At 63.8% G+C, this 22,836-nt stretch carries 10 protein-coding genes; 6 read left to right on the top strand and 4 right to left on the bottom strand.

From position 1 onward, the window contains the following. Positions 1–72: 72 nt before the first annotated feature. A complete protein-coding gene (locus HX823_RS30585) occupies positions 73–12,963 on the bottom strand; it encodes a non-ribosomal peptide synthetase (protein ID WP_177078341.1) in 12,891 nt (4,296 codons plus the stop codon). Positions 12,964–13,017: 54 nt separating this feature from the next. Beyond that, positions 13,018–13,770: a thioesterase II family protein gene (locus HX823_RS30580; RefSeq protein WP_177078339.1), complete on the bottom strand. Its 753-nt coding sequence runs from the start codon at positions 13,768–13,770 to the stop codon at positions 13,018–13,020. A gap of 302 nt (positions 13,771–14,072) precedes the next feature. On the opposite strand from HX823_RS30580, the gene HX823_RS30575 reads away from it, so the two are divergent. Continuing rightward, complete coding sequence (locus HX823_RS30575) at positions 14,073–14,624, top strand: RNA polymerase factor sigma-70 (protein WP_005789991.1); 552 nt, start codon at positions 14,073–14,075, stop codon at positions 14,622–14,624. A 46-nt stretch (positions 14,625–14,670) separates the two neighbouring features. Here the strand turns inward: HX823_RS30575 and HX823_RS30570 are convergent, their stop codons facing one another. Together HX823_RS30570 and HX823_RS30565 are read right to left on the bottom strand one after the other, a co-directional pair. Further along, the gene (locus tag HX823_RS30570; protein ID WP_080642369.1) at positions 14,671–15,459 is read right to left on the bottom strand and encodes an ABC transporter substrate-binding protein; all 789 of its coding nucleotides are present in this window, start codon (positions 15,457–15,459) and stop codon (positions 14,671–14,673) included. 94 nt (positions 15,460–15,553) lie between these two features. Next, a complete protein-coding gene (locus tag HX823_RS30565) occupies positions 15,554–16,177 on the bottom strand; it encodes a TetR/AcrR family transcriptional regulator (RefSeq protein ID WP_038844366.1) in 624 nt (207 codons plus the stop codon). A gap of 153 nt (positions 16,178–16,330) precedes the next feature. On the opposite strand from HX823_RS30565, the gene HX823_RS30560 reads away from it, so the two are divergent. From HX823_RS30560 to HX823_RS30540, 5 genes are read left to right on the top strand one after another with little or no spacing between them, the layout of a single operon-like run. Then, entirely contained in the window at positions 16,331–18,109 is a 1,779-nt protein-coding gene (locus HX823_RS30560) for an acyclic terpene utilization AtuA family protein (protein ID WP_177078337.1), read from the top strand. Between the two features lie 13 nt (positions 18,110–18,122). Further along, the gene (locus HX823_RS30555; protein ID WP_038844363.1) at positions 18,123–18,995 is read left to right on the top strand and encodes an SDR family oxidoreductase; all 873 of its coding nucleotides are present in this window, start codon (positions 18,123–18,125) and stop codon (positions 18,993–18,995) included. Positions 18,996–18,998: 3 nt separating this feature from the next. Beyond that, positions 18,999–20,615 (top strand): geranyl-CoA carboxylase subunit beta, encoded by a 1,617-nt coding sequence (gene atuC / locus HX823_RS30550; protein ID WP_177078335.1) that lies wholly within the window; start codon positions 18,999–19,001, stop codon positions 20,613–20,615. 13 nt (positions 20,616–20,628) lie between these two features. Further along, complete coding sequence (gene atuD, locus HX823_RS30545) at positions 20,629–21,786, top strand: citronellyl-CoA dehydrogenase (RefSeq protein WP_038844360.1); 1,158 nt, start codon at positions 20,629–20,631, stop codon at positions 21,784–21,786. Next, positions 21,783–22,544 (top strand): enoyl-CoA hydratase/isomerase family protein, encoded by a 762-nt coding sequence (locus HX823_RS30540; protein WP_177078333.1) that lies wholly within the window; start codon positions 21,783–21,785, stop codon positions 22,542–22,544. Before atuD ends, HX823_RS30540 begins: the two co-directional genes overlap by 4 nt. Positions 22,545–22,836 lie beyond the last annotated feature (292 nt).

Below are 22,836 nucleotides of genomic sequence, written 5' to 3'. Positions count from 1 at the left end.
CTTCGGTTATCTAACGCTCGGATCAGAAATCTTGCCTACTGTCAGATCTGACAGTTCTGACAAGTGGCGCGCTTAAAGTCCCTCCAACTCCGCCATCAAATCACTCAACCGATCCACCTTCTCGGCACTGATCTCATTGGCCGCCAACCCATCGATATACTCAGCCAATTCCGCCACCGTGCTGCACTCGAACATCGCCCGCAGCGGCACATCCCGCTGCAAGGTCTTCTGCACCCGCGAGGCAATCTGCGTGGCCAGCAACGAGTGCCCGCCCAGTTCAAAGAAGTTGTCTTGCACCCCCACCCGCTCGACCTTCAGCACTTCGGCCCAGATCGCGGCCAAGGTGCTTTCCAGTTCGTTGCGCGGCGCCAGGTAGTCCTGGCTGTGCAGCTGGCCGATCTCCAGGGCCGGCAGCGCCTTGCGGTCGAGTTTGCCGTTGGCGTTGAGCGGCAGGCGGTCGAGCCAGAGCCAGTGCAGCGGCACCATGTATTCCGGGAGTTCGGCGCGCAGGCGTTGCTTGATGCGGTCGAGGCGTTCGCTTGAGTTCAGGGCTGCATCCGCCGCCACCAGGTAGCCGACCAGGTGCTTGCCGTTGACGCCTTCCTGCACGCCTACCGCCGCGTCGCGCACTTCCGGTTGTTCATGCAGGCGCGCTTCGATTTCACCCAGTTCGATGCGGTAGCCACGAATCTTCACCTGATGGTCAACACGCCCGACGTATTCCAGCACGCCGTCGCTGCGACGGCGCGCGAGGTCGCCGGTGCGGTAGAGGCGTTCGCCCGATGCGCCGAAGGGGTTCGGCACAAATACCGGCGCGGTGCGCAGCGGGTCGCTGACGTAACCGCGACCGACGCCCGTACCGGCGACGCACAACTCGCCAACTGCGCCTTGCGGCACCAGTTCCAGGGCGCCATCGAGCAGGTACAAACGGTTGTTGTCGGTCGGTGTACCAATCGGCAGATAGGTGCCACGGGTAGACGCCAGGTCGACGCGGTAGAACGCCACATCGTCCGAACATTCCGCCGGGCCGTAAGCGTTGACTAGCCCGATCTGCGGATAACGCAGCAACCACTGATGCGCCAATTCCGGCGGCATCGCTTCACCGGTCGGCAGCATCCAGCGCAAGCCATCCAGGCTGATGCGGTCCTGGGCGAGCATGCCTTGGATCAGCGACGGCACGCTTTCCAGCACGGTGATGCCTTGGGCCTGCACATGCTCCAGCAAGCCCTGCGGATCATGGGCGATGGCGTTCGGCACGATATCCACCCGTGCGCCAAACAACGGCGCAGCGAGGAACTGCCATACGGAAATATCGAAGCTCTGCGACGCGGTTTGCGCAATCACATCGGCGTCGCTCAAGGCCAGGTACGGCACCTTGCTCAATTGGTTGTTGATCATGCCGCGCTGTTCCACCATCACGCCCTTGGGCAGGCCGGTGGAGCCCGAGGTGTAGATCACGTAGGCGAGGTTGTCCGGGCCACTGTAGATGCCAGGGTTTTCGCCACGTGCCGGTATCTCTTCCCACACCAGCAACTGGCAGTCAAAACCCTCCAACAACTCGATGGCCTGCTCGCGGGACGCCTCGGTGCACACCAGCAATGGCGTGCGGCTCAGGTCGATGATGCTGCGCAGGCGCTGGCTTGGCAGGCCTGGGTCCAGCGGCAGGTAGCCCGCACCGGCCTTGAAGCTGCCGATGATCATGCCGAGCAGGTCAAGGCCACGCTCGGCCAGCAACGCCACCGGCTGGTCCAGGCCGACACCCGCTGCGATCAGCGCGTGGCCGAGGCCGTTGCTGCGGCGGTTAAGTTCCTCATAAGTCCATTGCTGGTCTAGGCAGCTGGCAGCGATGCGCTGCGGGTGCGCGGCGACCTGCTCTTCGAACAGTTCGATGTAGCTGCGCTCCAGCGGGTAAGCATGCTCACTCTGGTTGCAGCCCTCCACCAGGAACCCGCGCTCCTGCTCGCCAATCAGCGGCAAGTCGGCCATGTCGCCATGGAAGCCTTGGACCAACGCCAACAGCAGGCGCTTGAACTCGCTGAGCATGCCTTGCACGGTGGTTTCGTCGAAGTAGCGCTGGTCGTAGGACAGGTGCAGGCCCAGGTCATCGCCCGGATAACACACGGCCGTCAGCGGGAAGTTGGTGTGGGTACGGCCGGAATCCGAGGTGGCATTCAGGCTTTGTGCGCGGTCCAGCACCGAGACTTCCACCGGGGCGTTTTCGAACACGAACAGGCTGTCGAACAGCGGCTGGCCCTTGGGCAGTTCGCTGTGTTCCTGGATCGTCACCAGCGGCAGGTATTCGTACTCGCGCAGTTGCATATTGCTGTCGAGCAAACCACTCAGCCACTGGCGCACGCTGCAACGCTGGTCATCCTCGGGCAGTTTCACCCGCAGGGCGATGCTGTTGATGAACAGGCCGACGGTGCGTTGCATCTCCGGCATTTCCACCGGGCGGCCGGCCACGGTCACACCGAACAACACGTCGCGATCACCGCTCAGGCGGCGCAGCACCAGCGCCCATGCCGCCTGGGCAAAGGTGTTGACAGTCAGTTGATGCGCCTGGGCCAGTTCGCGCAGCTGGGCACCGTCGCGGGCATCGAGGCGGGTGTAGCAATCGCCCACCACCATGCCGCCGCTGTGGCCCGCGTGTTCACGCAGGAACGGCCGGTCGCTCGGGATCGGCGTGGTGCGCTCGAAACCTTGCAGGTTCTGCTGCCACCACTGGCGCGCTTCGTTGAGGTTCTGGCGTTGCAGCCAGGCGATGTAGTCGCGATAACGCGGCGGTGTCGCCAGTTGCGCGTCGCGGCCTTCACCCAGGGCCATGTAGAGTTCGAAGAAGTCATTCATCAGCAACGAACGGCACCAGGCATCGATAAGGATGTGGTGGTTGCTCATCATGAACCAGTAGCGCTCGGCACCGACGCGGATCAGGCGCAGGTGGAACGGTGCCTGGTTGAGCAGATCGAAACCGGCTTCGCGCTCTTGCTTGAGCAGCGCTTGCAGACGCGGTTCCTGTTCGCTTTCCGGCGCGTTGCTCCAGTCCAGGTATTCAATCGGCGTGCTGCCCGGTTTGTGGATCACTTGCAGCATGTCTTCGCCGACGTTCCAGCAGAACGAGGCGCGCAGGGCTTCGTGGCGGGCGATCACCGCCTGCCAGGCCTGGGCGAAACGCTCCGGGTCCAATGCGCTGTTGATGCGGTAGCGGTCCTGCATGTAGTAGAGGCCGGTGCCGGGCTCCAGCAGGGTGTGCAGCAGCAGGCCTTCCTGCATCGGGGTCAGCGGGTAGACGTCTTCGATGGCGCTGGCGGCAATCGGCAGGCTATCGAGTTGCGCTTGGGTCAGGTGCGCCAGCGGGAAGTCGGACGGCGTGAGGCCTCCGGCATCGTCCTGCAGGCAATGCGCGACCAGGCTTTGCAGCTCAGCGAGGTAGGCATCCGCCAGTTCATGGATGCTCTGTTGATCGTGACGCTCGCGGCTGAAGGTCCAGCGCAGCACCAGTTCACCGCCGTACACCTGGCTGTCGACGCTCAACTCGTTGGGCAGCGGCGCGTCCGGGTCATGGGCCAGGCCGGCGGACTCGTCCAGCGGGTGGAACAAGGCATCGGCACCGAAGCTCTGGTCGAACTGGCCGAGGTAGTTGAAGGTGAGCTGCGCGCTCGGCAGCGCGGCCATGGTCTGCTTGCACAGGTCATCGGCCAGGTAGCGCAGCACGCCATAGCCCAGGCCTTTATGCGGTACGGCGCGCAGTTGCTCCTTGATCGCCTTGATCGAATCGCCCTGCCCGGCGTGCGGGGTCAGGCGTAGCGGGTAAGCACTGGTGAACCAGCCGACGCTGCGGGTCAGGTCGATGTCATCGAACAGGGTTTCACGGCCATGGCCTTCCAGTTGGATCAGCGTCGAAGCGTGGCCGCTCCAGCGGCATACCACGCGGGCCAAGGCGGTCAGCAGCAGGTCGTTGACTTGGGTGCGGTAGGCGCTTGGCGCCTGTTGCAGCAACTGGCGGGTGTGTTCGGCATCCAGGCGCACGCTGACGGTGTCGGCGTCGCGGTTGCGCAGCGAGCCTTGTGGACGGGCCACTGGCAATACGGTTTCCGGCCCAGCCAATTGGTCTTGCCAGACGCTCAACTCTTCACGCAGGGATTCGCTGCCGGCATAGGCCTGCAAACGTGCGGCCCAATCACGCAAGGCGCTGGTCTTGGCCGGCAGGCTGACGGACTGGCCTTCGCTGAGTTGGCGGTAGACGTTTTGCAAGTCTTCCAACAACACGCGCCAGGACACGCCGTCTACCACCAGGTGATGGATCGCGATCAACAGGCGTTGCTGTCCCTCGGGTCCGTCCACCAGCAAGGCGCGCAGCAGCGGGCCGTGTTGCAGGTCGAGGCTGCGCTGGGTGTCGGTGAACAGCGCGGTGCACTGCGCCATGTCACGCACTTGCGCCTGCATCAGCACGCCGCCTTGCGGCGCGGCTAAATGCTCGGCGTGCCATTGCGCGTCGCGCTGGCAGAAGCTCAGGCGCAGGGCGTCGTGGTGTTCCAGCACCGCCAGCAGCGCTTGCTCCAGGCGATGGGGGTCGAGCAGTTGCAGTGGTTTGAGGACCAGCGCCTGGTTCCAGTGCTGACGGTTTGGGATGTCGGTATCGAAGAACCAATGTTGGATCGGCGTGAGGCCCGAGCTGCCGGTCAGCACGCCCTGCTCTGCCGTGACCTGCTCGGAGCGCGTGGCCACGGCGGCTAGGGTCTGCACGGTTTGGTGCTGGAACAGGTCACGGGGGCTGAAGTGAATCCCGGCCTGTCGCGCACGGCTGACCACCTGGATCGACAGGATCGAGTCGCCACCCAGCTCAAAGAAGTTATCGTCCAGGCCGACTTGCTGCACGTTCAGCACGGCGCACCAGATCGCCGCCAACGTCTGTTCAAGCTCGTTGCGTGGCGCCACATATGTTTGGCGGTTTGCCTCAGGATCCGGTTGCGGCAAGGCACGGCGATCAAGTTTGCCGTTGGCGGTCAGCGGCATGCTGTCCAGCACGATCAGGTGCGCGGGCACCATGTAGTCCGGCAGTTGCGCCTTGAGATGGGCCTTCAGCGCGTCACGCAGCGCGCCGTGTTCCGCATCGCTGACCAGATACGCCACCAGCTGTTTGCCGCTCGGCGAATCCAGCGCCAACACCACTGCTTCGCGCACGGCAGCGTGTTCGAGCAGGCGGGTTTCGATCTCGCCCAGTTCGATACGGAAACCACGGATTTTCACCTGATGGTCGATCCGCCCCAGGTACTCCACCAGGCCATCGGCGCGTTGGCGCACCAGGTCACCGGTGCGGTACAGGCGCCCGCCATTGCTCGCGAATGGATCGGCGACAAAACGCTCGGCGGTCATTCCCGGACGCTGGTGATACCCCTGGGCCAGGCCGGCGCCGCCGACGTACAACTCGCCGGTCGCGCCTTGTGGCACCAGGGCCAGGTCGGCGTCGAGAATGTACGCCACGCGGTCACCGATGATGCTGCCGATCGGCACGCTGGCGGCGCCCTCCTCCAACTGCTCAGGCGCGAGGCTGGCCAGCGGCATCACCACGGTTTCAGTCGGGCCATAGGCGTTGAAGAACACCTGTGGCTGGAACGCGGCGCGGATGCGCTGCAAATGTTCGCCGGTCAGGGCTTCGCCGCCGGTGATGCACATGCGCACCGGCAAGGTTTGTTGTTGAGTCGCCAACCACTGCGCCAACTGGCTGCCGTAGCTCGGGGTGAAGCCCAGGATGTTGATGCCATGGGTACGGATCAGCCCGCAGATTTCCTCGGCATCCCACTGGCCCTGCGCCCGCAACACCACCTGCGCGCCGCTGAGCAGCGGCACCAGCAGGCGCTCGGTGGCGGCGTCGAAGTTGATCGAATAGAAGTGCAGCTCGCAGTCCTCCGCGCGCATGCCAAACCGCTCGATCACCGCCGCGCAATGCATGGCGATTTCACCGTGGGACACCACCACGCCTTTCGGCTTGCCGGTGGAACCAGAGGTGTAGATCAAGTACGCCTGGTGTTGCGGCAGGCTGATAAACGGCAGCGCATCGGCCGGGTAGTTGGCCAGCACTGGCGAGTCATCTTCCAGGCACCAGCACGCGACGGTGGCCGGCAACTCGCCGAGGGCTTCGAACATCGCCGCATCGCTGAGCAGCAGGCCGATGCCGCTGTCTTCGATCATGTAGTGCAGGCGATCCAGCGGGTATTCCGGGTCCAGCGGCACATAGGCGCCGCCAGCCTTGAGGATGGCCAGCAGGCCGATGACCATTTCCAGGGAGCGCGGCAACGCCAGGCCGACGCGCACCTGCGGGCCGACGCCACGTTCGCGCAGCATCCAGGCCAGGCGGTTGGCGCGTTCGTCGAGTTCACGGTAGCTGAGGGTCACGCCGGCAAAGGTCAGCGCCGGCGCATCGCCACGCACTGCGGCCTGTTGGCGGAACAGTTGCTGGATGCACTGGTCGAGACGGTGCTCACCTTTCTCGACGCCAAGGCTGTCTTGCAACACGCGCTGTTCTTCGGCGCTCAGCAACGGCAATTCGCTGAGACGCTGTTGCGGGTTGGCGATCAACGCTTCCAGCAGGTTGCGCCAATGCTCGGCCATGCGTGCAATGCGCGGCTCGTCAAACAGGTCGGTGCTGTAGGTCAGGCAGCAACCCAGCCGATGATCGAGGTCGGTGACTTCCAGGTTGAGGTCGAACTTGGTCGCGCGGGCATCGTTGGCCAGGTATTCGACGGTCATGCCAGCCAGTTGGCGGCTTTGCTGGAACTCCCAGCGCTGCACGTTGCACATCACCTGGAACAGCGGGTTGTACGCTGCGCTGCGCGGGGGTTGCAGGGCTTCCACCAGATGGTCAAACGGCAAATCCTGATGGGACTGACCCTCGATCACGGTGTGGCGCACTTGCTCGAACAACTCAGCGACATTCATCTGCCCATTGAGCTGGCAACGCAGCACCTGGGTGTTGAGGAACGCGCCGATCAGGCCTTCGCTTTCCGGGCGAATGCGGTTGGCGACCGGAGCGCCGATACGCAGGTCGGTCTGGCCGCTGTAGCGATAGAGCAACACAGCCAGGGTGGCGGTCATGGTCATGAACAGGGTAAGGCCGCGTTCGGCATTGAAAGCACGCACACGGGCCGCAAGGTCGTCGCTGAGGTCGAAGCGATACAGCTCGCCCTGGTGGCTTTGCACAGGCGGACGCGGACGGTCGCCGGGCAGTTCCAGCAGCGGGTGTTCATTGCCCAGTTGCGCAGTCCAGTAATCCAATTGGCGTTGACGCTCGCCGGATTCCAGCCACTGGCGCTGCCACACGCTGTAGTCGAGGTACTGCACGGGCAGCGGCGCCAGCGGCGAGTCGCGCTCGTCGATAAAGGCTTCGTACAAGGCACTGAGTTCACGGGCAAAGATGTCCATGGCCCAGCCTTCGGTGACGATGTGGTGCAGGGTCAATACCAGGTAGTGTTCCTGCTCGCCGGCCTTGACCAGGCACGCACGCAGCAGCGGCCCGGTTTCCAGGTTGAACGGCGTGTGTGCCTCGTGATCGGCCAGTTGTTGCAGGCGCGGTTGGCGTTCGGTTTCGCTCAGCGCGGAGAAATCCTGCCAGTCCATGCGCAGGCCCGTTTGCGGCGAGACCTTCTGATAGGCCACGCCGTCGACGCTCGGGAACGTCGTGCGCAGGGTTTCATGACGCATGATCAGCGCTTGCAACGCCGCCTCGAAACGCCCCACATCCAGCACGCCGCGCAAACGCGCCATGCCGCCGACGTTGTAGGCCGGGCTGTCCGGTTCCATCTGCCACAGAAACCACATGCGCTGCTGGGAATAGGACAACGGCACCGGCTGGCTGCGGTCGACCTTGGCGATGGCCGTCTGTTGGTTGCGCTGGCCTGAAGCCTGGATCAGGCCGACCTGCTCGACAAACGCCCCCAACTCACTGGCTTCAAACAAGGTACGCAACGGCAGCTCGACGTCACAGGCCTGGCGGGTGCGGGAGATGATCTGCGTGGCCAGCAACGAGTGGCCGCCGAGGGCGAAGAAGTCATCGCGCAGACCAATGCCTGGCAGGCCGAGGACTTCGCGCCAGATGGCGGCGATCTGCTGTTGCAGCGGGGTTTCGGGTTCGACATGTTCACGCACTTGCCACACCGGTTCGGGCAACGCGCGGCGGTCCAGCTTACCGCTGGGGCTCAGGGGCATGGCGTCCAGGCGCATCAACAGCGCGGGCACCATGTACTCCGGCAATTCGGCGGCCAACGCGGTTTTGACCTGCTGTTCGTCCAGTTCGCCCTGGGCGGTGAAGTAGCCGATCAACTGCCCGTCATGCACCTGCACGACGGCTTGGGCGATGCCGTCCAGGCCAAGCATGCGCGCTTCGATTTCTTCCGGTTCCACACGGAAGCCGCGCAGCTTGACCTGCTGATCGAGGCGACCGAGGTACTCGATCACGCCGTCAGCATTCCAACGCGCGCGGTCACCGGTGCGGTACAAGCGTGCGCCGGCCTCACCAGAGGGATCGGCAACAAAACGCTCCGCCGTCAGCCCGGCACGCCCGAGGTAACCCCGGGCCAGGCCGATACCGCCGATGCACAGCTCACCCGGCACGCCCAGCGGCACGGGGTTGAGCTGTTCATCCAGCACGCGGCAGATCACATTGCCCAGTGGCCGACCGATTGGCGAGCGCTCGCCGTCTTCGGCGCGGCAGTGCCAGTGGGTCACGTTGATCGCGGTTTCGGTCGGGCCATAACGGTTGTGCAACTGCACCGCCGGCAACTGCGCCAACACGCGGTTGCGCAACTCGGCGGGCAAGGCTTCACCACCCGAGAACAAGCGACGCAGGCTTGTGCATTCAGCCACCAACGGCTCGTCGATAAACAACTGCAACAGCGGCGGCACAAAGTGCAGCGTGGTCACCCCGTGTTCCTGCACCAACTGGGCGATGCGATGTGGGTCGCGATGCTCACCAGGACCAGCCAGTACCAGCTGGCATCCGGTGATCAGCGGCCAGAAGCATTCCCACACCGACACGTCGAAACTGATCGGCGCCTTTTGCATCAGCACGTCGGTTTCATTGAGTTGATAAGTGGCCTGCATCCACTGCAAGCGCTCGGCCAGCGCGGCATGCGTGTTGCCCACGCCTTTGGGCTGGCCGGTGGAGCCGGAGGTGTAGATTACGTAGGCGAGGTTATCGCCGTGCAGGTGCAGGCCGGGCGGCTGGGTCGGCCAGCTGTCCAGATGCAGGCTGTCCATGGCAATCACACACACGCCGTCGCTACTCGGCACCTGTTCCAGCAGCGCAGTCTGGGTCAGCAGCAGGTGAACGCCGCTGTCCTTGAGCATGTAGGCCAGGCGCTCGGCGGGGTAATCCGGGTCCAGCGGCACGTAGGCGCCACCGGCCTTGATGATCGCCAGCAAGCCGACCAGCAATTGCGGCGAACGCTCGGCGGCGATTGCCACGCACACGTCCGGGCCGACACCTTTGTCGCGCAGGTAATGCGCCAAGCGGTTGGCCTGGGTGTGCAATTGGGCGAAGGTCAGGCTGCCGCCGTCCCAGACCAGCGCAGTGTTGTCCGAGGTCTGCTGGTTGAGTAGTTCCGGCAACCACAGTTGGGCCGGTGCGCAGGGGGCTTCGCTGTACAGCGCCTGTTCGTCGTGCTGCATCAGCCGCAGGTCGCCGATGGCTTGCTCAGGCTGTTCGCAGACGGCCTGCAACAGGTTGATGTAGTGCTCGGCCAGGCGCTGGATGGTCGCGTTTTCGAACAGTTCATCGGCGTAGTCGAACGACAGGCTCAGACGCCCGTTGCGGTCTTCTTCGGTGTGCAGTTGCAGGTCGAACTTGGCTTCGCGGCTGTGCCACGGCAACTCGTCGGCGAGCATGCCCGGCAGGCGGCGCAAGGCGCTGAGGTCGCGTTGCTGGTGGTTGAACATGACCTGGAACAGGCCCTGTTCGCGGGCCTGCGGGAAGGCTTCCAGCAGTTGTTCGAACGGCAGGTCCTGATGGGCCTGGGCACCCAGCGCCGCCTGGCGTGTCGCGGCCAATAGCGCGTTGAACGGCAGGCGTGCGTCCAGCTCGGCACGTAACACCAGCGTGTTGATGAAGAAGCCGACCAGGCCTTGGGTTTCCTGGCGCGGGCGATTGGCGTTGGGCACGCCGATGCGAATGTCGCGCTGGCCGCTGTAGCGATGCAGCAGGCTCTGGAACGCTGCCAGCAACAGCATGAACGGGGTGGACTCGTTGGCCTGGGCGGCGTGGCGAATCGCTTCGCTGAGGCTCGCGCCAAGGCGCACGGTGTGGCGTGAGGCACTGTGGCGGTGGTGTGCCGAGCGCGGGTGGTCGGTCGCAAGGCTCAGGGTGGGATGCTCTTCACCCAGCTGTGCTTTCCAGTACGCCAGTTGACGCTGGCCTTCACCTTCGGCCAGCCATTGGCGCTGCCAACTGCCGTAGTCGGCGTATTGCAGGGCCAGGGGCGGCAGCTCCAGGGTTTGGCCCTGGGCGGCGGCGGCGTACAGGCGCGAGAATTCATCGATCAAAATGTTCAGCGACCAGCCGTCGGCGATGATGTGGTGCAGCGTCACCAGCAGTTGGTGATCTTCATCGTCCAGGCGCACCAGGGTCACCCACAACAGCGGGCCTTTTTCCAGGTCGAACTGGGTGCGTGCTTCGTCTTCGCGGATCTGTTGCGCACGGGCTTCGCGCTCGGCAACAGGCAGGTCGCTGAGGTCGATGACTTGCAGGTCGAAATCCGCCTTGGCGTCAACACGCTGGAAGGCCTGGCCGTCGCGCTCGTAGAAGCAGGTACGCAGGGCTTCGTGGCGCTGGATCAGTTGTTGGAAGCTGGCACGCACGGCGTCTTCATCCAGCTCGCCGCGCAGGCGCAGGGCGCCGGGGATGGTGTAGGCGCTGCTGTGCGGGTCCAGTTGCCAGGTGATCCACAGGCGGTTCTGTGCCAGGGATTGAGGCAACTCCTCTTGGCGTGACAGGCGCTGAATCGCGCCTTGGGCGACGCCACCGTCTTGCTGCAACTGCGCAACGTTGGCGGCAAAGCCTTCCAGGGTCGGCGCTTCGAATAGCATGCGCAGGTTCAGCTCCAGGCCGAGAGTTTCGCGCAGGCGTGCGACCACCTGGGTGGCGGTGATGGAGTTGCCGCCGAGCAGGAAGAAATGATCATCGGCAGCAACGCTGGCGACGTGCAGTTGTTCACACCAGATCGCCGCGATCTGGCTGTGCAACTCGGATTCCAGCGCGCCTTCGCGCACCTGCGTTTGCAGGTCGGGGAACTGCGCATAGCTGTCCAGGCTGCCGTCCTTGTGGCGCAGCGCACAGGCTGCGCGCTGTACTTTGCCGCTGGAGGTCTTGGGCAAGGCGCCGGGGTTGAGCAGCACCACTACGCTTGGCGCCTCTTGATACGCCTCGGCAACGGCCTGGCGGATCGCCTTGATCAGCGCTTCGGGCGGCAGGATTTTCTGCACGCTGCGGCTGATTTCGGCGGCAATGCCGATACCTTCCAGGCCCTGCTCATTCACCGCAAAGGCCGCAACCCGGCCTTTGCGCACCACTTCCACTTCGCGCTCGATGGTCTGCTCGATGTCCTGGGGATACAGGTTGTGGCCACGCACGATCAGCAAGTCCTTGAGGCGACCGGTGATATACACCTCGCCGTCACGGATGAAGCCCAGGTCGCCGGTGCGCAGCCAGGTACGGCCGGCGTGCTGCACGAAGGTCTTGGCGGTGGCTTCGGGGTTGCGCCAGTAGCCGTGGGCGATGCTCGGGCCAGTAGCCCAGAGTTCGCCGACGCTGTTGTCGGGCAGCTCGGTGAGGGCCTGCGGGTCCGCGATCAGCACCGCGTGTTCGGGCTGGCTGGTGCCGCAGCTCATGATCGCACTGCCCTGCCCCGGTTCGGCGCGGTTGGCGGCCAAGGCTTGCTCGTCGACGCGCAGCGCCGGGATGCCATGACCACGGGTGCCACCGGCGACAAACAGGGTCGCCTCGGCCAGGCCGTAGGAGGCAAAGAAGTTGTTCGGGGTGAAACCGCAGGCGGCGAACTTCTCGGCGAAGCGCTCCAGGGTGTCGAGGCGGATCGGTTCGGAACCGGAATAGGCCACGCGCCATTGGCTCAGATCCAGGCGCTCCAGGGCTGAGTCGCTGACCCTTTCGCTGCACAGGCGATAAGCGAAATCCGGGCCACCGCTGATGGTGCCGCCATATTCGCTGATCGCTTCCAGCCAGCGCAATGGCCGACCCAGGAAGTAGGCCGGCGACATCAGCACGCAGGGCACGCCACTGAAGATCGGTTGCAGCAGGCCGCCGATCAAGCCCATGTCGTGGTACAGCGGCAGCCAGCTGACGATCACGTCATCCGGGTTCAGGTCAATGCCGAAACCGCGACGGATCAGTACTTCGTTGGCGACCAGGTTGCCGTGGCTGACCTGCACGCCCTTGGGCAGCGAAGTGGAACCGGAGGTGTATTGCAGGAAGGCGATATCGTCCGGGTGCAGGTCAGGGGCGACCCAATGGCCGACACTTTCCAAGCTATCGACGCTCAATACCGGCGGCGCGTTTTCGATCTGCGACAAGCCATCGGCGAGGCTGGCGATGGTCAGCAACAGGCGCGGCTCGGCATCGCTGATGATCGACAGCAGGCGCTCCTGATGATGACGGCGGGTGGACTCCGGCGGATAGGCCGGCACCGCGATTACACCCGCGTACAGGCAACCAAAGAACGCCGCGACGTAATCCGGGCCGCTGGGAAACAACAGCACGGCACGGTCGCCCAGGTCCGCATTGGCTTGCAAGGCGGCGGCGATGGTGCGGGCGCGCTGGTCCAGGTCGCGGTAACTGAGCACGACGCTGTGCTCGGCGGACTCGGCGAGGAAGCGCAGGGCGACCTGGTCCGGGGTCTGCGCGGCGCGACGTTGAAGGGACTGGACCAGGGTGCGGGGAAGTTCAAAGGCGTCCATCATGGGGTTCCTGCCTGAAATCGGCTTACGGGAAATTCAACAATTCGGGGGGCTTGCTCAGCCGACGGCGAGTGGCCGTGCCGCGCCATTGCGCCAGCGGGCCAGGTGTTCGTCGGCGTAGCGCCGCATGCAGCGCAGCACGGCGCTTTCGTGTTGCATGAGGAAGAAGTGTTGGCCGTCGAACATGTCCAGGGAAAAGCCGCTGGCAGCGTCGAGCTGCCAGTCGAGCAACTGGTCGGCGCGCACGCTGTCCTGCTTGCCACCGAACACGTGGATCGGCATGCCCAGCGGTGCGCGCTCGCCGTAGGTGAAGCTGCCGCACAACAGGAAATCGGCGCGCAGGATCGGCAGCATCAACTGCATCAACTCGGGGTTGGCCAGGGCTTCCTCGGCGGTGCCTTGCAGTTCGCGCAGGCGGGCGATCAGTTGTTCGTCGGTCTTTTCGATGGCGTATTCACTGACGTCGCGACGCGCCGGCCCGGCCGTTCCGGAAGCGAACAGGGCCAGCGGCGGCGGCACATTGCGCGCACGCAACGCATGCGCCAATTCAAAGGCGAGCAGGCCGCCAAGGCTGTGGCCGAACAAGGCGTAGGGGCCGTTCAAGTCGCGGCTGATTTCATCCGCGAGCTGGGCGGCCAAGACCTTGATGTCGCGTTGCAGCGGCTCGTCCATGCGCATGCCACGCCCCGGCAATTCCAGTGGGCATACCTGCAACCACTCAGGCAGGGATCGGCGCCAGCGTGCGTAAACCATGGCGCTGGCGCCCGAATAGGGCAGGCAGAACAGGCGCAGTCGGGTCGGCGTACTCATCGAGTGACGACTCCAAACTGAAACACGCTGTATGCACGATAGAAACCCATTTCGTCCTCCTGCGGGTGCTGATCCTTGGCCGTTTCGCTAACGGACCTGTCACCCAGAAGAACGGACGGCACCGGCAAATAATTAGTCGCCGGCTACGCGCGAGACGTGGTTCACACCTAACAAGAAAGCATAAGATTAGTTCGCCTTCTCATTTGACAATCATTATCATTCAGCATAATTTGTTGCCCGATGTGTAGGAGGCCTCAGCAAGGACGCCCTCCCCTAACCTCTTTTGCGACAAGGTGATTTCCATGACGGAACAAGTATCCACAGGCAGGTGCGACTCACCGCTTCTCCAGGCATTCGTCGATAATCGGCTGATTCTGGTGAAGATCGCGGCACGCATTACCGGCTGCCGCTCCCGCGCCGAAGACGTAGTGCAGGACGCCTACTTCCGGCTGCAGTCGGCGCCGACGATCACGTCATCGTTCAAGGCGCAATTGAGTTATCTGTTCCAGATCGTGCGCAACCTGGCCATCGATCACTACCGCAAGCAGGCCCTGGAGCTCAAATACTCCGGGACGGAAGAGGAAGGCTTGAATGTGGTTATCCACGGCGCTTCACCGGAAACCTCGCACATCAACTTCAACACCCTGGAAAACATCGCCGACGCCCTGACGGAGCTGCCGCAACGCACCCGCTACGCGTTCGAGATGTACCGCCTGCACGGCGTGCCGCAAAAGGACATCGCCAAGGAACTCGGCGTGTCGCCGACCCTGGTGAACTTCATGATCCGGGATGCGCTGGTGCACTGCCGCAAGGTGTCGGGCAGCCATAGTGATACGTTTGCGCGACGGGTGTGACACACCGCTGTAGGAAATGTGGGAGCGGGCTTGCTCGCTCCCACACTCAGGGCACCGCCGTCACATCAATGCGATACGGCTCGAAAATCTTCAGCATCTCGCCATCATCGCGCAAGCGCTTGAGCAACGCGGCAAACGCCTCCCCCGTAATCGGCGCTTTCGGGCGCAGCAAGGCGTAGTGGTGATAGACCTGATCGATGCGTTCCGACACCAGGAACTGCCCGGCCATGTCCGCGTTGCGCACCATGAAATCACTCAAGTACGAACGCGTCACCAGGGCGATGTCGGCACGCCCGCGCGCGACCATCAGCAAGTTGCTGTCATGGGAATAGGTCAACGTGGCGTTGAAGTGCTCGGCCATGTACTTGGGGTCGGGGTTGAAGTTGGCAAAGGCGTAGTGATAACCGCTGAATACCGCCAGGCGCTTGCCGTTCAGGTCAGCGAAATAAGCCTGGTCACGGCCGGGCTCACGCTGGGCGACGAAGATTTCGGCGTCTTCCAGGCCCATGTCGACGCTGGTGTGGGGAATCTTCTGCCAGCCCCAGGCGGGGTTTTCGAAGATGGCCATATCGATTCGGCCCTGCTCGAAATCGCGGAAACGCCGAGGGATTGAGGTAGGCACCAACACAAACTGGTAATCGGTTTGCGCGGCGTTCAACGCCTCGACCAGTTGCGGCAGCAAACCGGTATCGGCGCCCTGCTCCGGGCGCACGGTGTAGGGCGGAAAGTGCGCCGCGCCGATGCGCACCAACTGCGCCGCCGACGCCGGCATCCACCACGCGGTGCCCAGTGCCCAAAAGGTAAGTCCTGCAGCCAGCCGCCATGGCGAAAACATCAAGGCACACACCGTTCAAAAACGCTAATGGCGATAAGCTAGGCGTTTTTGTCTGGCGAGACAACTTTCTACCGGCAAATTAATAGCTTGCACCTCAATCGGCTTTCAGAACCATGAGCAGGGCTTCTTCGGCCAATTGCTCAAGCGTCAGGCTGCCCTCGGCGCGAAACCAAGTGGTGGTCCAAGACAGGGCACCGGTCAGGAAACGTCGCGTAATAAATACGTCGCCACGGATATAGCCAGCATCCTTGGCCTCGCCCAGCACTTGCAGCCAGAGCGCCTCATACACGTCACGCAGGGCCAGCACTTGGGCTTGGCCTTCAGCCGACAGTGAACGCCATTCGTACACCAGTACCGCCATGGCCTCGCCGCTGCCGCCCATGATCGACTGCAATTCGCAGCGGATCAGCGCCAGCACCCGCTCGCGTACGTTGGTGGCTTCCTCGAGGGACGCGCGCATCATCGCGGTGTTGTAGTGGATGGTTTCTTCCATCACTGCGCGCAGGATCTCGTCCTTGCTCTTGAAGTGATGAAAGATGCTGCCGGACTGGATGCCCACGGCGCTGGCCAGGTCGCGCACGGTGGTGCGCTCGAAGCCCTTGTTGCGAAACAAGTGGGCCGCAGTCTGCAGCAGCTTGCCGCGTGCGCTGTCGGGGTCGGTCAATTGGCCGCCGTCGACCATGGTGCGCATCACCCGCAGGGCTTTATGCTCATCCATGCCTCTCTCCTCTACTTCCACGGACGTCTTGGCCGGCAATTTAGGCCGTGACGGCCACCCAAGCAAGCGCTTGGCTAAAACTTGTGACTGGAGTTTACAAACCAAGCGCTTGCTTGGTAGTCTCGCCCACAGCCATTCGAGGAAGGATTTCTCATGAGCAAGACGGTTCGTATCGGCTGCGCCAGCGCCTTCTGGGGCGACACCTGCACCGCCGCCGCCCAACTGGTGCACGGCGGCACACTGGATTACCTGGTGTTCGACTACCTGGCGGAAGTCACGATGTCGATCCTCGCCGGCGCGCGCATGAAGGATCCCCAAGCGGGTTATGCCTCGGACTTCGTCGACGTGCTCACACCGTTGCTGGCGGATATCCAGCGCCAGGGCATTCGCGTGATCAGCAACGCCGGCGGCATCCATCCGCAGGCCTGCGCCGCCGCCCTGCAAGCGGCCTGTGACAAGGCCGGTGTCACACTCAAAATCGCCGTGCTGCTGGGCGATGACCTGCTGCCCCAACTCAAGCAACTGCACAACATCACCGACATGTTCAACGGCACGCCGTTGCCGCCCGTGTGCGTGTCCGCCAATGCCTACCTCGGTGCGCCGGGCATCGCACAGGCGCTGGCACTGGGTGCGGATATCGTCATTACTGGCCGCGTGGTCGACAGCGCCGTGGTCAGCGCGGCACTGGTGCACGAATTCGACTGGTCCTGGCAGGACTACGACCGCCTCGCCCAGGCCGCCTTGGCCGGGCATATCATCGAATGCGGCGCGCAGTGCACCGGCGGTAATTTCACCGATTGGCGCGACGTGCCGGACTACGCACACATCGGTTTTCCGGTCGTTGAGGTCAGCGCCGACGGGCAGTTCACCGTCAGTAAGGTCGACGGCACCGGTGGGTTGATCAGCGAACTCAGCGTGGCCGAACAACTGCTGTATGAAATCGGTGATCCGCGTGCTTACCTGCTGCCGGATGTAATCTGCGATTTCAGCCAGGTCAAATTGCAGCAGCAAGGCAAGAACCGTGTGCGCCTGCACGGCGCCAAGGGCTTGCCCCCGACCGATCAGTACAAAGTCAGCGCGACCTACCCGGACGGCTTCCGCTGCACCGCCAGTTGCCTGATCGCCGGAATCGATGCGGTGGCGAAGGCCGAGCGAGTCAGCCAGGCGATCATCGACAAGACCTCGGAGCTGTTCAGCCAACGCGGCTGGGCGCCGTACACCGAGGTGAACATCGAACTGCTCGGCAGCGAAGCGACCTACGGCGCCCACGCAAGGCGCCAGGACTGCCGCGAAGTGGTGGTGAAACTGGCGGTGCGTCACCCGAGTAAACAGGCGCTGGTGCTGTTCGCCCGAGAGATCGCCCAAGCCGCCACCGGCATGGCGCCGGGCCTGACCGGCATCGTCGGCGGACGACCGAGCGTGTACCCGTTGATACGGCTGTTTTCATTCCTGATCGATAAATCCGCCTGCGAGCTGCTGATCGACTATCAGGGCGAACGCCATGCCTGCACCCTGCCGGTTGCCGACGCCCCCGCCCTGCCCGAAGCACCGATTGCCCCGCCCAAACCCCAAGGCCACGCCGACGCCAACGTGCCATTGGTGAAACTGGCCGTGGCGCGCTCCGGCGACAAGGGCAACCAAAGCAACATCGGCGTGATCGCCCGCGATCCCGAGTACTTGCCGTGGATCGCCGAGGCGCTGACCCCGGAAGTGATCGTCGACTGGATGAGCCATGTGCTGGACCCCGTCCATGGCCGCGTCGAGCGCTGGTATTTACCGGGCAGCCACAGCCTCAACTTCCTTCTGGAAAATGCCCTGGGCGGCGGCGGTATCGCCAGCCTGCGCATCGATCCGCAAGGCAAGGCCTTTGCCCAGCAACTGCTGGAAATCCCCATCGCCGTGCCGCAGCACATCGCAGATTCACTCAACTAACAGGAGCGTTGCCGTGGCCTTCGACTCGATCTTCAAAGCCGACCTGTTCCAAGGGCACACCGTGATAGTCACCGGCGGCGGCAGCGGTATTGGCCGCTGCACAGCCCATGAACTGGCGGCCTTGGGTGCCAAGGTGATCCTGGTGGGACGCAAGCCGGAAAAACTGCAAACCGTTGCGATCGAGATTGCCGAAGATGGCGGCAGCGCCGCGTGGCAGGCCTGCGACATTCGCGATGAAGAGGCCGTCAAGGCGCTGGTCAAACACATCATTCATGAGCACGGCCCGATCCACGGCCTGGTCAACAATGCGGGTGGCCAATACCCGTCGCCGCTGGCCGCGATCAATCAAAAAGGCTTCGAAACCGTACTGCGCACCAACCTGGTCGGCGGTTTCCTGGTGGCGCGCGAAGTGTTCAACCAATCCATGAGCAAGCACGGCGGCGCCATCGTCAACATGCTTGCGGATATGTGGGGCGGCATGCCCGGCATGGGCCACTCGGGCGCGGCGCGCGCCGGCATGGATAATTTCACCAAGACCGCCGCCTTCGAATGGGGCTACGCCGGGGTGCGGGTCAACGCCGTGGCACCGGGCTGGATCGCCTCCAGCGGCATGGACACCTACGAAGGCGCGTTCAAGGCGGTGATCCCGACGCTGCGCGAACACGTGCCGCTCAAGCGTATTGGCACCGAGTCGGAAGTCAGCGCGGCCATCGTGTTCCTGCTCAGCCCCGCCGCCGCGTTTATCAGCGGCAGCACCCTGCGCATCGACGGAGCGGCCAGCCTGGGCAGCCGCGCCTGGCCGTTGCACAAGGCGCAGGCGCCGAGCGAACCCTTCAATGGCTTTCACCGCGCCTACCTGCCGGATGTGCTCAAGGCGGAGCAATAGACCATGCCGGTGATTGAATCCCAGATCGACGCCCACAGCGCCCAGTTCGCGCAAAACCGCGAGGCCATGCTCGCGGCCATCGCCCAGCTTCACCAGTTGGAATCCAACCTGCTCGCCAAGGCTCAGGATGCCCAGCCCAAGTTCGACAAACGCGGCCAACTGCTGCCCCGCGAGCGCCTCAACCGGCTGCTGGACCCCGGCGCGCCGTTCCTGGAACTGGCCAGCCTGGCCGGCTACAAGCTGCACGACGACAAGGACGGCAGCGCCGCTGGCGGTGGGCTGATCGCCGGCATCGGCTATGTCAGCGGCGTGCGCACGCTGGTGGTGGCCAATAACAGCGCGATCAAGGGCGGCACCATCTCGCCTACCGGCCTGAAGAAGTCCCTGCGCCTGCAACAGATCGCCCTGGAGAACAAGCTGCCGGTGGTGACCCTGGCCGAAAGCGGCGGCGCCAACCTCAACTATGCCGCCGAGATTTTCGTCGAAGGCGCGCGCAGCTTCGCCAACCAGGCGCGGATGTCGGCCATGGGCTTGCCGCAGATCACCGTGGTACACGGCTCGGCCACGGCCGGCGGCGCGTATCAGCCGGGGCTGTCGGATTACGTGGTGGTGGTGCGTGGCCGGGCCAAGTTGTTCCTCGCCGGGCCGCCGCTGCTAAAGGCCGCGACCGGCGAAGTGGCGACGGATGAAGCACTCGGCGGCGCCGAGATGCACGCGCAAACCGCCGGCACTGCCGAATACCTGGCGGAAAACGATGCGGACGGCGTGCGCATCGCACGGGAGATCGTAGGCCTGCTGCCCTGGAATGATCGCCTGCCATTGGCGCCCAAACGCACCTACGCAGAGCCTCTGTACCCCATTGAAGAACTGCTGGGCCTGATCCCCGACGACCCGAAAAAACCCTACGACGTCCGCGAAATTCTCGCGCGCCTGGCCGACGGCTCGCACTTCCTCGAATTCAAAGGCGAGTTCGATGCCCACACCGTCTGCGGCCACTTGCACATCCAAGGCCGCGCCGTCGGTGTGATCGGCAACAACGGCCCCATCACGCCCAAGGGCGCGAGCAAGGCCGCGCAATTTATCCAACTGTGCGACCAGAGCCGCACGCCACTGCTGTTCCTGCACAACACCACCGGCTTCATGGTGGGCACCGAGTCGGAGCAGCAAGGGGTGATCAAGCACGGCGCGAAGATGATCCAGGCGGTGGCCAACGCCCGGGTGCCTAAACTGACGATAGTGGTCGGCGGTTCTTATGGCGCCGGCAACTATGCAATGTGCGGGCGCGGCCTGGACCCGCGCTTTATCTTCGCCTGGCCCAACAGCCGCACGGCGGTGATGGGCGGTGCGCAGGCGGGCAAGGTGCTGCGCATTGTCACCGAGGCCAAGCAATTGAAGGACGGTCTGGTGCCGGATCCCAAGGTGCTCGACATGCTGGAACAAGTCACCGCGCAGAAGCTCGACAGCCAGTCAACCGCACTTTATGGCAGCGCGAACCTGTGGGATGACGGGCTGATTGATCCACGGGACACGCGGACCTTGCTGGGCTTTCTGCTGGATATCTGCCACGAAGCCGAGGTGCGTGAGTTGCAGGCCAATACCTTCGGTGTAGCGCGCTTTTAGGAGAACCATAAAAATGATCTTTACCCAGGAACACCAGGAGCTGCGCCGCACCGTCCGCGCCTTCGTCGACCGCGAGATCAACCCCCATGTGGACGAATGGGAAAAGGCCGGACGCTTTCCCATCCACGATATTTTCCGCAAGGCCGGTGACCTTGGCCTGCTGGGCATTTCCAAGCCAGAGCAATTCGGCGGCATGGGCCTGGACTACAGCTATTCCATCGTCGCCGCCGAAGAGTTCGGCACCATCCGCTGTGGCGGCATCCCCATGTCCATCGGCGTGCAGACCGACATGTGCACCCCCGCCCTCGCCCGCTTCGGCAGCGACGAACTGCGCGACGAATTCCTGCGCCCGGCCATCAGCGGCGAGCAGGTCGGCTGCATCGGCGTCTCGGAAACCGGCGCCGGCTCCGACGTGGCCGGGCTCAAGACCCACGCGCGCAAGGACGGCGACGACTACGTGATCAACGGCAGCAAAATGTGGATCACCAACTCGCCCAGCGCCGACTTCATCTGCCTGCTGGCCAACACCTCCGACGACAAGCCGCACATCAACAAATCGCTGATCATGGTGCCGATGAACACCCCCGGCATCAGCGTCAGCCCGCCCCTGGAAAAACTCGGCATGCACAGCTCCGAGACCGCCCAGGTGTTCTTTGACGGCGTACGCGTGCCCCAGCGCAACCGCATCGGCCACGAAGGCGCGGGGTTCATGATGCAGATGCTGCAGTTCCAAGAAGAACGCCTGTTTGGCGCGGCCAATATGATCAAGGGCCTGGAGCACTGCATCGACAGCACCATCGAATACTGCAAGGAGCGCCAGACCTTCGGCAAGGCGCTGATCGACAACCAGGTCATCCACTTTCGCCTGGCTGAACTCGCCAGCGAAATCGAATGCCTGCGCGCGCTGGTCTACCAGGCCACCGAGCAATACATCAAAGGCCAGGACGTGACGCGCCTGGCCTCCATGGCCAAGCTCAAGGCCGGGCGCCTGGGCCGCGAAGTCAGCGACAGTTGCCTGCAATATTGGGGCGGCATGGGCTTCATGTGGGACAACCCGGTGGCCCGCGCTTACCGCGACGTGCGCCTGGTCTCGATCGGCGGCGGCGCCGACGAAATCATGCTGGGCATCATCTGCAAACTGATGGGCACATTACCGGGGAAAAAACCATGAACACCCTGCTGCTCGAACCGCATAACGGCGTGCTGCACATCACCCTCAACCGACCGGAAAGCCGCAATGCAATGAGCCTGGCAATGGTCAATGAACTGCGCAGCGTGCTGGCGCAATTGGACAGCCAGACTCGGGCCGTGGTGATCAGCGGCGCGGGCGGGCACTTTTGCGCCGGGGCGGATGTGAAGGACCTGGTCTCCGCAGGCAATCAACTGCAAGCGCTGAACCGGGCATTCGGCACCTTGCTGCAGGCAGTGGAAGCCGTGCCGCAAGTGGTGATCGTGGTGCTGCAAGGCGCGGTGCTGGGCGGCGGTTTTGGCCTGGCGTGCGTGAGCGATATCGCCATCGCCGATCACCAGGCGCAATTCGGCCTGCCGGAAACCAGCCTGGGCTTGTTGCCGGCGCAGATTGCCCCGTTTGTGGTGAAGCGAATTGGCCTGACCCAGGCACGCCGCCTGGCACTCACCGCCGCGCGCTTTGATGGCGTAGAAGCCGAGCGACTGGGCGTCGTGCACTTTACCGAGCGCGATCCGCAGGCGCTGGCAGAACGATTGGATGAAGTGTTGAGCCAGGTCCTGAAGTGTGCGCCAGGCGCGAATGCACGGACCAAAGCACTGCTGCTTGCGAGCGTGGATGAACCGCTTGAGGCGGTGATGGATCGCGGAGCGCAGTGGTTTGCCGAGGCGGTGAGGAGTGAGGAAGGGATTGAGGGGACGCAGGCGTTTGTGCAGAAGCGGAAACCGAAGTGGTGCAGATGACGCCTTCGCGGGCAAGCCCGCTCCCACATTTTTGACCTCGCACGACGCACAAAAAAGGTCGGCTTTCAGGCCGCCTCGCTTTTGATCTGGAGCGCCCCGTCAAACACGCTGGCCGAACGCAGGCTTGAATCCGTGGGTAACCCGGCAGGACGCCGGGTTAGCCGCGCTGGGCCAAGGATGGCCCATCGCGGCGGCCCACGGATTCAAGCCTGCGTTCGGGCACACCGAGCCTAGGCGAGGTGCCGAGTGTTGGGGCGAGGACCTTTTGGTTACTTTTGGGTCCTTCCAACAG

The organism is Pseudomonas sp. P7759, assembly GCF_013386445.1.
Classification (GTDB): domain Bacteria; phylum Pseudomonadota; class Gammaproteobacteria; order Pseudomonadales; family Pseudomonadaceae; genus Aquipseudomonas; species Aquipseudomonas azotoformans_A.
The sequence above is the reverse complement of the archived record's forward strand: the minus strand, read 5'-3'. Positions and strand labels throughout refer to the sequence as shown.